General features: G+C 43.6%; 9 protein-coding genes. 4 read left to right on the top strand and 5 right to left on the bottom strand.

Annotated features, from left to right (window positions below; genetic code table 11):
* Positions 1–85: 85 nt before the first annotated feature.
* On the bottom strand, positions 86–2,251 hold the full coding sequence (locus Q1A86_RS07240; RefSeq protein WP_299804774.1) for a malate synthase G: 2,166 nt from the start codon (positions 2,249–2,251) through the stop codon (positions 86–88).
* Between the two features lie 217 nt (positions 2,252–2,468).
* The gene (locus Q1A86_RS07235) at positions 2,469–3,413 is read right to left on the bottom strand and encodes a LysR family transcriptional regulator (RefSeq protein ID WP_220760686.1); all 945 of its coding nucleotides are present in this window, start codon (positions 3,411–3,413) and stop codon (positions 2,469–2,471) included.
* Positions 3,414–3,523: 110 nt separating this feature from the next.
* Between Q1A86_RS07235 and Q1A86_RS07230 the strand changes: the two genes are divergently transcribed.
* Both Q1A86_RS07230 and Q1A86_RS07225 read left to right on the top strand, forming a co-directional pair.
* Positions 3,524–5,107, top strand: a complete 1,584-nt coding sequence (locus Q1A86_RS07230) for an isocitrate lyase (RefSeq protein WP_299804768.1) — start codon at positions 3,524–3,526, stop codon at positions 5,105–5,107.
* Positions 5,108–5,543: 436 nt separating this feature from the next.
* Positions 5,544–6,110, top strand: coding sequence for a prepilin-type N-terminal cleavage/methylation domain-containing protein (locus Q1A86_RS07225; RefSeq protein ID WP_299804766.1), 567 nt, complete (start codon positions 5,544–5,546; stop codon positions 6,108–6,110).
* A 332-nt stretch (positions 6,111–6,442) separates the two neighbouring features.
* Here Q1A86_RS07225 and Q1A86_RS07220 read toward each other — a convergent pair whose 3' ends face one another.
* Both Q1A86_RS07220 and Q1A86_RS07215 read right to left on the bottom strand, forming a co-directional pair.
* Complete coding sequence (locus Q1A86_RS07220; protein ID WP_299804764.1) at positions 6,443–8,494, bottom strand: S9 family peptidase; 2,052 nt, start codon at positions 8,492–8,494, stop codon at positions 6,443–6,445.
* 265 nt (positions 8,495–8,759) lie between these two features.
* Complete coding sequence (locus Q1A86_RS07215; RefSeq protein ID WP_299804762.1) at positions 8,760–10,280, bottom strand: fumarate hydratase; 1,521 nt, start codon at positions 10,278–10,280, stop codon at positions 8,760–8,762.
* 192 nt (positions 10,281–10,472) lie between these two features.
* Between Q1A86_RS07215 and pabB the strand changes: the two genes are divergently transcribed.
* Both pabB and Q1A86_RS07205 read left to right on the top strand, forming a co-directional pair.
* The gene (gene pabB, locus Q1A86_RS07210; RefSeq protein WP_299804759.1) at positions 10,473–11,945 is read left to right on the top strand and encodes an aminodeoxychorismate synthase component I; all 1,473 of its coding nucleotides are present in this window, start codon (positions 10,473–10,475) and stop codon (positions 11,943–11,945) included.
* Between the two features lie 44 nt (positions 11,946–11,989).
* Entirely contained in the window at positions 11,990–12,586 is a 597-nt protein-coding gene (locus Q1A86_RS07205; protein WP_299804757.1) for a CoA pyrophosphatase, read from the top strand.
* Positions 12,587–12,654: 68 nt separating this feature from the next.
* Here Q1A86_RS07205 and Q1A86_RS07200 read toward each other — a convergent pair whose 3' ends face one another.
* Entirely contained in the window at positions 12,655–12,990 is a 336-nt protein-coding gene (locus Q1A86_RS07200) for a hypothetical protein (RefSeq protein ID WP_299804755.1), read from the bottom strand.
* Positions 12,991–13,123 lie beyond the last annotated feature (133 nt).

Genomic DNA, 13,123 nt, shown 5'->3' with positions numbered 1-13,123 from the left:
TTAGGGCTTTTTTGTTATGTTTGTCTTGGCCTGTGATAAGTTGACACTTTCAATTATCTAGCTTCTACAACATGAATTACGACTGCTATTTTGCCTGTTTACGGTAGGCATGCAATAAAGGCTCAGTGTAGCCTGATGGCTGTTCTTCCCCTTTAAATATCAAGTCACATGCAGCTTTAAAGGCAATGCCATCAAAGCTTGGAGCCATATTAATATATTCACTATCGGCTTGATTTTGCTTATCAACAACTTGCGCCATCTTTTTCAGCGATGCCATCACCTCATCTTTGGTGCACACCCCATGGTGTAGCCAGTTAGCGAGGTATTGTGATGAGATCCGCAGTGTGGCCCGGTCTTCCATTAATCCCACATTATTGATATCTGGCACTTTAGAGCAGCCAACACCTTGATCAATCCAGCGCACCACATAGCCTAATATACCTTGAGCGTTATTATCTAGCTCAAACTGTTTTTGCTCGGCAGTGAGTCGCTCTCCCTCAGGCATTAGTGGAATAGTCAGTAGATCGTCTAAACTTGCACGTTTGCGCTGTTTAAGCTCATCTTGAACCAGTCTAACATTAACCTGATGATAGTGAGTCGCATGCAAAACAGCACCGTTAGGCGATGGCACCCAGGCGGTATTAGCTCCAGCTTTAGGATGACCTATTTTTTGTACTAACATTTCAGCCATCTCATCGGGCATTGGCCACATGCCTTTACCTATTTGTGAACGGCCTTGTAAACCACACTCTAGGCCAATATCTACGTTCCAATCTTCATAGGCCTTGATCCACGCCTGTTGTTTCATCACTGATTTTGCGACGAATGGGCCTGCTAACATAGAGGTGTGAATTTCATCGCCAGTTCTGTCTAAGAAACCAGTGTTGATAAAGACTACGCGTTCCTGAGCGGCTCGAATGCACTCTTTAAGGTTGACGGTAGTACGTCGCTCTTCATCCATGATCCCGACTTTAATGGTGTTTCGAGACAGCTTTAACGCATCTTCTATGCGTGTAAACAACTCACAGGTGAATTGAACTTCTTCAGGACCATGCATTTTCGGTTTAACGATATTGACCGAACCTTTACGGCTATTGCTACGCTGATTATTATTGCCTTTAAGATCGTGCAGTGCTGCCAGTACGGTGACCATGCCATCGAGGATCCCCTCAGGCACTTCGTTACCATGTTTATCAAGTACGGCATCGTTTGTCATCAAGTGACCCACATTACGAACAAACAGCAAACTACGACCTGGAAGCGTCACAAGCTGACCATTGGCGCCAGTGTATACTCTGTCATCGTTTAGCTCACGTACGATCTCTTTACCATTCTTATTCAAAGAAGCAGTCAAGTTGCCTTGCATTAACCCAAGCCAATTACGGTAAACTTCGACTTTATCTTCGGCGTCAACAGCGGCGACAGAATCCTCACAATCCATAATGGTAGTGACAGCCGCTTCTACAAGTAAATCTTTAACTCCAGCTAAATCTGACTGCCCAATAAGATGATGACAATCAACTTGGATCTCGATATGTAGACCGTTGTTAACTAGTAGCACGGCTGAAGGTGACTGAGCTTCACCTCTATAGCCTACGAATTTATTGAGCTCTGCTAATTCGGTTTCGTCACCGCTTTCTAAAGTCGCACGTAAGCTACCTTCTTTTACAAAATACTGTGTAACCTGACTATGTTTACCGACTGCGAGCGGCGCAGCCATATCTAATAGCTCTTTAGCAAAAGCGATCACCTTTGCGCCACGCACTGGATTATATGCTTTAGTTATCTCAGCCCCATTGGTTTCAGGAATCGCATCGGTACCGTACAGCGCATCGTAGAGGCTGCCCCAACGAGCGTTAGCCGCATTTAATGCGAAGCGTGCATTTTTTACAGGCACAACCAACTGAGGTCCAGCTTGAGTGGTGATCTCCGAATCTACATTTTCGGTAGAGATACTAAAAGGATCACCCTCTTTAACTAGATAACCAATATCGGTGAGAAACTGTTTATATTTAATCGAGTCAGAGGTTTGCTGCGCATTACCTTTGTGCCACTCATCAATTTGAGCTTGTAATTGGTCACGTTTATCCAGTAACTTTTTATTGACTGGGCCAAGCTCGTTGACAATCTCTTCAAATTTTGTCCAGAAAATTTGCGAACTGATCCCAGTTCCAGGACTGATCTCGCTATCAACTAATTCCCAAAGTGATTTAGCAATTTGTAAACCACCGACTCGGATCCTTGCAGTCATAATATGCCCTTATCTATCCATTTAGTGATGTAGAGTAATGGTATTCCATTTGCCCGTAATCTAATTAAGTCATACTCAACTAGCCTATACCAAGCCTGCCTTATTTATGAAATTTATACCCTGTATTACCAGTATTCACCAAACTAATTACATTGCCATTCTTTGGATTAAAACGCCATTAAATGTAAATTTACGCCTAGCACTAGCATCAACAAGCTTAATTACGGCCAAAACTATCTGCAGTTTGAGTGATCAGTTGCCGCATCCATTTATGAGCAGGATTGTGTTGTAGAAGTGGACTCCATGCCATTGTCAGTGCAATAGGCTGAATGATAAACGGTGGCGGCACGATACAGACTCGTTCATTATTTTCATGCTGCTTTGCCATCTTACTTGGTATGGTAGCAATCAAATCTTGTTGCTCGGCCAACAAACAAGCCGCTTGATAATGACGAGTGAACACTGTGATCCGTCTTTGTACACCAATTCGGGTGAGCGCTTCATCAACCCAGCCTAGTCTTTGTACATCGCCGGGATCCATGCCAACGCCAACTCCCATTCCCGTTTTACTTACCCAGACATGGTTAGCTTTTAAATAACTGTCCAAACAGAAGTTATCCAGTACAGGGTTAGTCTTACTAATCAAGCAGCTAAAGTCATCACTCCACAAGACTTTCTGATGAAATGATTGCGGGATACTGTCGAAACGATTAATAACCATATCGACACGTCCTTGCTCTACATCGGGAAAGCTCACGTCACTGGGTGTCATAATATCAAGAATGACATTGGGTGCCTCGGTGCGCAGTCTGGCGATCAGTGGCGGGATAAGTGTTGCTTCGGCGTAATCGCTGGCCATCACTCGAAACACTTGTTCACTCTCAGCTGCATTAAACTCGGCTCTAGGTTGCACCGCTTTCTCAAGGCCAATAATGAGCTCACTGATAGTTGGCTGCAGCTCTTGTGCACGCTCTGTCGGTGTCATCCCCTGACTGGTACGGATCAGTAGTGGATCATCAAATAAAACCCTTAATCGCTTTAAGCCATTACTCATGGCTGGTTGGCTGATCCCTAGCTGATCCGCTGCCTTTGTAACATTTTTTTCACGTAGCAGCACATCAAGATAAACCAATAAATTCAGATCGATACGAGATATATTCATGAGATTAATACCGGTTATAGAAACTATAAATTAGACTTATTTAAACAAATCTTACTAATATTTTCAACGTAATCAATCGCCGCTAATCATATTGTTAAAGGAATAGACACATGACAAATTACAGAGCAAACATCGATGAAGCTGCTACCTTGATTAATGCTGAAGGTAGTGCATGGAACGCAATTAACCCTGAATCTGTAGCACGCATGCGTCTGCAAAATAAATTCAAAACTGGGCTAGATATTGCCAAGTACACTGCAAAAATTATGCGCGAAGATATGGACAACTACGATAAGGATTCGTCGCAGTACACGCAATCTTTGGGCTGTTGGCATGGTTTCATCGGCCAGCAAAAAATGATTTCCATCAAAAAGCATTTGCTTACCACTAAGCGTCGCTACCTTTACCTATCAGGCTGGATGGTTGCAGCGCTAAGAAGCGAATTTGGTCCCCTTCCTGACCAATCAATGCACGAGAAAACTTCTGTCGCTTCGCTTATTAAGGAGCTATACACCTTTCTACGCCAAGCAGATGCCCGTGAATTAGGTGGTTTATTTCGTCAGTTAGATGCTGCAACTGAATCTGAAAAGCCAGCGATCCAAGCGAAGATTGATAATTTTGAAACTCACGTTGTACCAATTATCGCCGATATCGATGCAGGATTTGGTAACGAAGAAGCGACATATCTAATGGCTAAGCAGATGATTGAAGCTGGAGCATGTTGTATTCAGCTTGAAAACCAAGTCTCTGATGTTAAGCAATGTGGTCACCAAGACGGTAAAGTTACCGTGCCCCATGTTGAGTTCCTAGCCAAGATCAACGCCGTTCGTTACGCATTCCTAGAACTTGGTATCGATGATGGTGTTATTGTGGCGCGTACTGACTCGTTAGGCGCAGGTCTTACACAAAAGATTGCCGTAACCAATGAAGCTGGTGACTTAGGCGACCAATACAACTCATTTTTACAAGTAGAGCCAGTAGATGCTGCTAACCTTGCTAATGGCGATGTTGTATTCCAGCAAAATGGTCAACTTGTAAAGCCATCTCGTCTACCAAATGGTCTATTCCAGTTCCGTAAAGGTACAGGTGAAGAGCGCTGTGTGCTCGATTGTATTACTTCGCTACAAAACGGTGCAGATCTACTTTGGATTGAAACAGAGAAGCCTCATGTCGCTCAGATTGGCGCTATGGTGAATAAGATCCGTGAAACAGTGCCGAATGCGAAGCTTGTTTATAACAACTCGCCTTCGTTTAACTGGACGCTTAACTTCCGTCAGCAAGTATTCGATGCAATGAACGATGCTGGACAAGATGTATCTGCCTATGACCGTGACAAGCTTATGAGCATCGATTACGACAACACAGAACTAGCGGTTCAGGCTGATGAGAAAATCCGTACCTTCCAGGCAGATGCTGCACGTGAAGCGGGGATTTTCCACCACTTAATTACATTGCCGACTTACCATACGGCAGCGTTATCTACCGATAACTTAGCGAAAGAGTACTTCGGTGACCAAGGTATGCTGGGTTATGTAGCAAATGTTCAGCGTAAAGAGATCCGTCAAGGTATCGCCTGTGTTAAACACCAAAACATGGCAGGTTCTGATATGGGTGATGATCACAAAGAGTATTTCTCTGGTGACCAAGCACTGAAGGCATCTGGTAAAGACAATACCATGAATCAATTTAGCTAAGCAGTCGTTATTGCTGTTAGTTTTTGAAGTGGACTAACGAGGCATAAACGAGCTAATGACCTAAGGCCTGCTGAGTGTAGGCCTTTTTATTTCGCGCACCACAATTACCGTTAATAATTTCGAAAGCCTATAACTACTACAAACCTTAAGCTTTACTATCTAAAACACCATTTAAACTCACTCAAGCCTTGTACCAATCAAAAATACTCACAACTGAAACGCAATTTAAATATACGATAGTTGTTGAGAATGACGATTTTTAACGCCTACCCCTTAGACAAACTATATAGCAGCCGATCTAGATCACACCAGGCAATCTACAATTAAAACCTTCACCACAGTTTTACCAATATGTATCAAGCTGTATCCACAGAACCTTGTTATAGGTGAAAATGATCGATATTCTGCGGCCTTTTGTAAAATAAGACCCCGAAATATGTTATTTAATCGCCAACATGCTCATGGTTTTACACTGTTAGAGTTGATCTCAGTCATCATTATTTTGGGAATTATTGCCGTTACCGCTGCTCCAAAATTCTTAAGTATCAGTCGTGATGCCCACATAGCTCAATTAAAGGGAGTTGCAGCTAAGCTCACGGCTGGAAACAAACTTATCTACAGTAAGAGTGCGATTGACGATATACAGCAACTCGTAGGTTGCAGCTATCAGTGTGCAGAACATCCTAACTGGGATGCTAAAGTTGGTCAGTACTTTGTCAATGTTTCTGGTACTCGTGTCTACGTCAGTTTGGGCTACCCCTTATCTCCGCTTACTTCCGGAGCTGCAGTGGGCGAAAACTATCGAATCGCTTTCGGTTTACCTAAAACTGACTTTCAATTCACCAGTGTCCCCATGCATCTTGGAGCCGTAGCCATTGTGCCTTCACAGTGGCACAATAAATTGACTGATATAAGAAATGGCAAATTTCAGTGCCATGTCGAATATAGCTCCCCAAACCCTTATCGACACTACAGCGTAAATGTGTTTTCTAGAGACTGTTAGCTTTAAATCTGAATCTTTTAACTGAAGCCTTTAACTAATCATTTTAATTTTGAATTTTTAGCTTAAGGGGCTTAAGTTCCATTCTGTAAAGAACAAGGCAGTAATAAATGGCTCTGGATTGGTGTGATTTCCAGTCTGGTATTTGGAGTCTGAAGTCTGGTGTTTGAAGTCTGAAGTTTGGAGTTTGGAGTTTGGAGTTACATTTAGACTTACTATTGGTCTCTTTATTGGTCTTTTAATTGAATTAGCTAACGTAGCTGAATTTTGCTAATAAAAAGCCAGAACGTGAGTTCTGGCTTTTTATTGTTCTGGCTAATCACTAGCAGGTTAAGTTATTTCTCTGTCCAGCGATCCATCCAACCTAGTACGTTAGCATACCACTGTTCTAAGTTTTCAGGGGTTAAGATCCAGTGGTTTTCATCTGGATAAATGAGTAACTCAGATGGGATCCCATTGCGCTGCATATAGGTAAATGCCGCAAGGCCTTGACCATATGGGACGCGGAAATCTTTTTCACCATGGATAACTAGCATAGGTGTTTTCCAGTTCTCTACATAATTAACTGGGTTAAACTTCTCGTACAGCTCTTTGTTCTTCTCGTATGTACCGCCGAACTCAAACTCTGGGAACCAAAGCTCTTCGGTAACATAGTACATAGAGCGCATATCGAACAGACCAGCATGGTTGACTAGACACTTAAATCCATCATTCCAGTTACCCTGGATCCAGTTCATCATGTAGCCGCCGTATGAACCACCAAGTGCACATGCATTATCGCCATCTAGCCACTTCTGCTGCTTAGTTACAGCCGCTAAACCTTTTTGAAGATCTTCAAGTGGCTTTCCACCCCAGTCTTGAGTGATTGAGTCAGTGAAGGCTTGACCATAACCCGTTGAGCCGTGGAAATCGATCATCACCACGCCATAGCCTGCCCCAGCCCATAACTGAGGGTTCCATCGACTACTGAATGAGTTACCAAATGAGCCTTGTGGACCGCCGTGCACTAAGAATGCGATAGGGTACTTTTCACCAGCCTTGTAGTTTGACGGCTTAATCCAGTAGCCATACACCTCTTCGTTATTCCAGCCTTTAAAGCTAAATTGTTGGTACTCACCAAACTTCACTTTAGCCAGCTTTTCTTTGTTAACTTCAGTTAAGCGATTTAGATTTTGTCCATCTAAATTAATAGAATAGAGATCACCAGGTTCAACAAGTGACTTGTTGCTGAAGATAATCTTATCGCTATTAACACCAACTATGCTGTTACTTCCTTCGTTATAGATAGTCTTAACATCACCAAATTGCGTATTAACTTCAAAGATTGACACCTGACCAACATCTTGCGCGGTCACGTACAAGGTTTTGTTATCTTTACCAAAAGCCAAAGAACTCGGGCTGCGATCCCATAGCGGGGCAACTTCTTTCTCTTGACCCGTTACTGTATCACGTAAAATAATGCGGTAACGATCGGCTTCAAAGCCTGGCTTTGTCATTGCAAAGTAAGCTAAGTAACGGCCATCGGCTGAATACGTTGGATGCGCATCCCAAGCTTTATTCGACTCGGTTAAGTTTTCAGCCTTACCACCAGCCACGCTAACTTTCCATAAATCATAGTTAGTGATCCAAGCTTGATCTTTACCCGGTGCTTTAGCGGTGTAAACCACATGCTTACCATCTGGTGTGAAGGTCACTTCTTCCATACCTGAGAATGGTTTTGGCGGTGTTTCGGTATCGAGACCCGCTGTGACATCGACGGCATTAGTTATTTTGTCACCATTAAGCTGCGCCACAAACAGGTGGCTTCTTGAATGGTCACTCCAAGTATCCCAGTGACGAACCATCAATTGCTTATACTCACGGCCCGTTGTTTCACGATTCGCTTCTTGTTCAAACTTCTCCTTCGAGCAGGTTAAATCTTTGCAGTCAGGGAAAACACGCATGTTAACCACAACTTGCTTGCCATCTTGAGATAGCTTATAGCCTTCTACATCTAACGGAAAATCGGTTACCTGAATTGCTTCGCCGCCATCGAGCGCTAGTTCGTACACTTGGCTTGAACCATTACGCGCCGCAAGAAAATAGATGCTCTTGTCATTAGGAGCAAAGGCGACGCTATGTTCTGTACCCGCGGCACTGGTGATCTGTTTTGCTTTTGATGAGCTAGAAGTCAAGTCTTGAATATAAAGGTCAGTACTCGCCTCCCCTTCAGCATCAATATTTTTCACGGCATAAACGATTTTAGTGCCATCATTTGACAATGCTGCCGAATGAAGCTTATTCATCTTAACTAAGTCTTGCACAGTGAAAGGTGATGTTGATGCGGCCTGGGCGCTAAATACGGCTCCTGCAGATGCAAGTGCCATTATGATTGCAGTTTTTTTCATCGTGATTATCTTATTCTTATAGTTAAAAGGGATCCGTTAAGCCAATAGTGCGATCAATGTGTAATTGATACCCGCCTACCAAACTACTTGTAGTTTATATGGTTTGCTCAGCACATTAGCCAAAATAAATGGCTTAAGCAATACGCCTAAGCCATTCTTAACGCTATTTGGCAAACAAAATACTAACTCAACGTTTACAAGCAGAGTTCTATTATTGGTCTCATAACTTTGCTAATTATGTCGAGCCGTTAAGTTAGCCTCTATATTAGCCTTCTAGCTTAACTTTCCAGATTGCAGGACCTGTTTCATGGGCATTGACGCCTTCAGAGTCTACCGCGACAGTAACGGGCATATCCTTAACGTCAAACTCATAAATAGCTTCCATACCAAGCTCTTCAAAAGCAACTACACGTGAGTGTTTAATCGCCTTAGATACTAAGTACGCTGCGCCGCCAACGGCCATCAAGTAGCAAGATTTATGTTTCTTAATCGATTCCACGGTCGCTGGACCACGTTCGGCTTTACCAATCATGCCCATTAACCCCGTCTTATCTAACATAAGATCGGTAAACTTATCCATCCGAGTTGCTGTTGTAGGGCCTGCTGGGCCCACCACTTCGTCACCTACAGGATCGACTGGGCCAACGTAGTAGATAAACTTGCCTTTAAAGTCGACACCTTCAGGTAAGCCTTCTCCGCTTTCAATTAAGCTTTGAATACGCTTATGCGCCGCGTCACGACCGGTAAGCATCTTGCCATTAAGCAGCAAGGTGTCACCACTCTTCCACTGCTCCATCTCGGCTTGGGTCACAGTGTTTAAATCAACACGGCGCACGCTCTCACCGACTTCCCAAGTAATTTCAGGCCAATCTTCTAGTGATGGAGGCGTCAGTTCGGCAGGACCTGTGCCGTCTAGGTGAAAATGTACATGACGAGTCGCGGCGCAGTTAGGGATCATCACAACAGGCTTAGACGCTGCATGTGTTGGGGCTGACTTAATTTTAATATCCAGTACAGTGGTAACACCACCTAGGCCTTGAGCACCAATGCCTAGCTTATTTGCACGGTCAAAAATGTCTAAACGTAACTTCTCATCGGTCGTTTGGGCGCCGCGAGCCTGAAGCTCATGAATATCAACTGGATCCATTAGCGACTCTTTTGCCATGACCGCTGCTTTTTCGGCCGTGCCGCCAATACCTATACCTAGCATTCCTGGTGGGCACCAACCCGCTCCCATAGTTGGAAGTGTTTTCTCGACCCATGCGGCGATATCGTCAGATGGGTTAAGCATCACCATCTTAGACTTGTTTTCAGATCCACCGCCTTTAGCTGCAATCGCCACATCAACATGGTTTCCAGGAACCATTTCAACATGTACAACAGACGGTGTGTTGTCTTTAGTGTTCTTACGACCACCAGCGGGATCGGCAACAATGGATGCACGTAGCGGGTTATCAGGATTGGTGTAGGCGCGGCGTACACCTTCATCAACCATCTCTTGAACGGTTAAGTCTGTCTTATCCCATTGCACTGCCATACCTATCTTGACGAAGCAGGTCACGATACCAGTATCTTGGCAAAGTGGACGTTTACCTTCGGCAGACATACGAGAATTGATCAGAATTTGTGCAATCGCGTCCTTGGCTGCAGCACTTTGCTCACGTTCGTAAGCTTCAGCCATCGCATCGACAAAGTCTTTTGGGTGATAATAAGAGATATATTGTAGGGCATCAGCAACGCTTTCAATGAGATCGGCTTGCTTGATTACAGGGACTTCTTTGCTCACAGACACTTCCTTTTTAGCAGACACTTATAAATTAGCTGAAATCACACGCAATATTTAGTTGTACAATTGCTTAGTGTTAATGACTTCAGTCGCCATTAAAGCTCACGTATTTTGTTTTTATAACTTGTGTAAGCAATATGATACTCTTTCGCGAGTTTGAGTTAAACATCACATTTTAGATAGGGTTAATAGATGAACAAATTGACGCAAAAAGCGGTTTTTACAAAGCGTCTTGATTGGAATTTAAGCACAACTCAAGTTTTTGACTGTTTTTCAGATTTACCTTGGTCAATTTTACTCGACTCGGCAGACGCCGATCACATGGACGCAAAATTTGATGTGATCTGTGCTGAACCTATCGCCACCCTTGTGACTCAGGCTAAAACGACAATTGTGACTCGCTCTAAAGATAGAGCGCCACTATATATGCTTGGCGGGCAGGTTTCCCCCCATGAAGTGAGTGTTACTGAAGTTTGTGACAAACCGTTTGATGTCGTCAAGCAGCTGATTAATGAATATTATCCAGCGAAAAAACAGAGCCCGCTTTTGTTTTCCGGCGGCGTCATGGGTAGCTTTAGCTATGACCTCGCCCGCGGCATAGAAAAACTTCCTGTCATCGCAAACAATGATATTTCGCTCCCAGAAATGAATCTTGGCTGCTACGACTGGGCTCTCGTGTTTGATTATGAGCTAAAATGCTGGCATTTAGTTCATTATCTTTCTCAGCACTCACTAGATGAACTAGAACAGAGACTAAATCAACTCTTACTTGATGTAAAACCATCACAAATTAGATCAACTGAAGACTTTACACTCGACGGGCAATGGCACAACCAACTGTCAGAGCTGGAATATAGACAGCGTTTTGCTAAGGTTCAGGAATATCTTCATAGCGGCGATTGCTATCAAATTAACTTAACCCAGCGCTTTAGTGCCGATTACAAAGGTGATGAATGGCAAGCATATAAGACGCTACGTCAAACTAATGGTGCTCCCTTTTCAGCGTTTATCCGTCTAAAACAGCATGCCTTGTTATCAATATCTCCAGAGCGCTTTATTCAGCATCAACAGGGCAAAGTACAAACTAAACCCATCAAGGGCACCATGCCAAGAGATAAAGACTTTCACCGAGACGTTCAACTTGCTCAGCAGTTAAAGGCCTCAGAGAAAGATCGCGCTGAAAACTTAATGATTGTCGATCTTCTGCGTAACGATATCGGTAAAGTCGCCGCGCCGGGAAGTGTCAATGTGCCTCATCTATTCGAAGTTGAAAGCTTTCCCGCTGTGCATCACCTTGTAAGTACAGTGACCGCAACTCTTCAGCCTGGCCTTTGTCCAACCGATCTATTACAGGCCTGCTTCCCAGGAGGCTCTATTACTGGGGCACCAAAGATCCGTGCAATGGAGATCATCGAAGAGCTTGAACCGTCTAGAAGAAGTATCTATTGTGGTTCTATCGGATACATTAGCCAAGATGGCAATATGGACACCAGCATTACTATTCGTACCTTGATTGGACAGAGAAATATTGATGAGCCACATGCTGGTGGAACCCTTTATTGTTGGGCTGGTGGTGGGATCGTTGCAGACTCTAAAGTTGACGCCGAATACCAGGAAAGCTTCGATAAAGTCAGCCGGATCTTACCCGTATTGGCACAAATGTAGTCTAAGCCTAGAAGTCGCCCACTGATAACTGGAAAGGATGTTGAATGAAGCTGGCAGAGTTTAGACTCAGGTATAATCTTAACACTTTGCCAGAGTTGGACTTAATTCACTTGAGTCAAGAACTGAGTGCAGAGCTGCGTAAAGCCGCCGTATTAATCGCACTCCATGAAGTCGATAACGAATTAGAATTGATATTGACTCGTAGACCAACTCATCTTCGCGCCCATCCAGGGCAAATTAGTTTCCCAGGGGGCAAAGTGGAGACGTCTGACTCAAGCCATCGAGTTACCGCATTACGGGAAGCTGAAGAGGAAATTGGCTTACAACGCTCAAATGTCGAGGTTATCGGCTCCCTTCCCGCCCATAAAACCTTCACAGGTTTTGAGATAACCCCCTTCATCGGCATCGTTAAACAAGCTTTTCATCCCGTTTTAGACCCTGGTGAAGTCGATGAGTACTTTACTGTACCTCTGTCATATTTACTTAACCACTATAATCGCCATACTCAGCGATTTAGCCGAATGGGAATTGAGTATCCTGTGCACTTTATCCCCTATCAAAAATATTTTATATGGGGTGCAACTGCGGCAATGATTGATTTACTTTGTAGGCAGGTCAGCGCTAATCCAGTTAGAAGTTAACCCAGTTTAACCTAGCTATTTATACTATCTATTTCTTATACAATCTCTGCTTTAATACTGACTCAGTTTTATACTACGAAGCGAATATACAAGCCCGCTGCTAAAGAGCAGGTAAACAAGAGTGGGATGTTGACCCACCAGCCAAGACGACTGTGATGAGCGACATAAAAATTGAACGCTAAATTTACAAAGCTTAAGCCTGCACATACCCAAATGATATGTTCGAGTAAGACTGTTTGGCTCGGATCCCACTCTAACCTTACTGATGCCCCCTTACTCTGATAATAACCGATGGCGGTATCTGGACGCGCCTTATCAAAAATCAGCAACGCATAAATAGCCAAAGACCAACCCACTATAGATAGGGTCGACAACAGAAATTGGAAGAATTTTGTTCTATTCATGCAAGCAGTCCATCATTTTTGTCATGATTGTCGTCAGAATAACAATTTAGGTACTAAGATACCCTACTTTCCACTTGAGAAAAGCGTTTATACAGGTAATATAAACGTCCAAATTATTTACAAAAACGTTTCG

It is taken from the genome of uncultured Shewanella sp. (assembly GCF_947497935.1).
Lineage (GTDB): Bacteria > Pseudomonadota > Gammaproteobacteria > Enterobacterales > Shewanellaceae > Shewanella.
This window is presented reverse-complemented; position numbering and strand designations above follow the sequence as displayed.

Excerpts from the sequence above, each read along its gene's own strand:
- Q1A86_RS07240 (WP_299804774.1), bottom strand. The coding sequence starts at position 2,251 with ATGACTGCAAGGATCCGAGTCGGTGGTTTACAAATTGCTAAATCACTT.
- Q1A86_RS07235 (WP_220760686.1), bottom strand. The coding sequence starts at position 3,413 with ATGAATATATCTCGTATCGATCTGAATTTATTGGTTTATCTTGATGTG.
- Q1A86_RS07230 (WP_299804768.1), top strand. The coding sequence starts at position 3,524 with ATGACAAATTACAGAGCAAACATCGATGAAGCTGCTACCTTGATTAAT.
- Q1A86_RS07225 (WP_299804766.1), top strand. The coding sequence starts at position 5,544 with ATGTTATTTAATCGCCAACATGCTCATGGTTTTACACTGTTAGAGTTG.
- Q1A86_RS07220 (WP_299804764.1), bottom strand. The coding sequence starts at position 8,494 with ATGAAAAAAACTGCAATCATAATGGCACTTGCATCTGCAGGAGCCGTA.
- pabB (WP_299804759.1), top strand. The coding sequence starts at position 10,473 with ATGAACAAATTGACGCAAAAAGCGGTTTTTACAAAGCGTCTTGATTGG.
- Q1A86_RS07205 (WP_299804757.1), top strand. The coding sequence starts at position 11,990 with ATGAAGCTGGCAGAGTTTAGACTCAGGTATAATCTTAACACTTTGCCA.
- Q1A86_RS07200 (WP_299804755.1), bottom strand. The coding sequence starts at position 12,990 with ATGAATAGAACAAAATTCTTCCAATTTCTGTTGTCGACCCTATCTATA.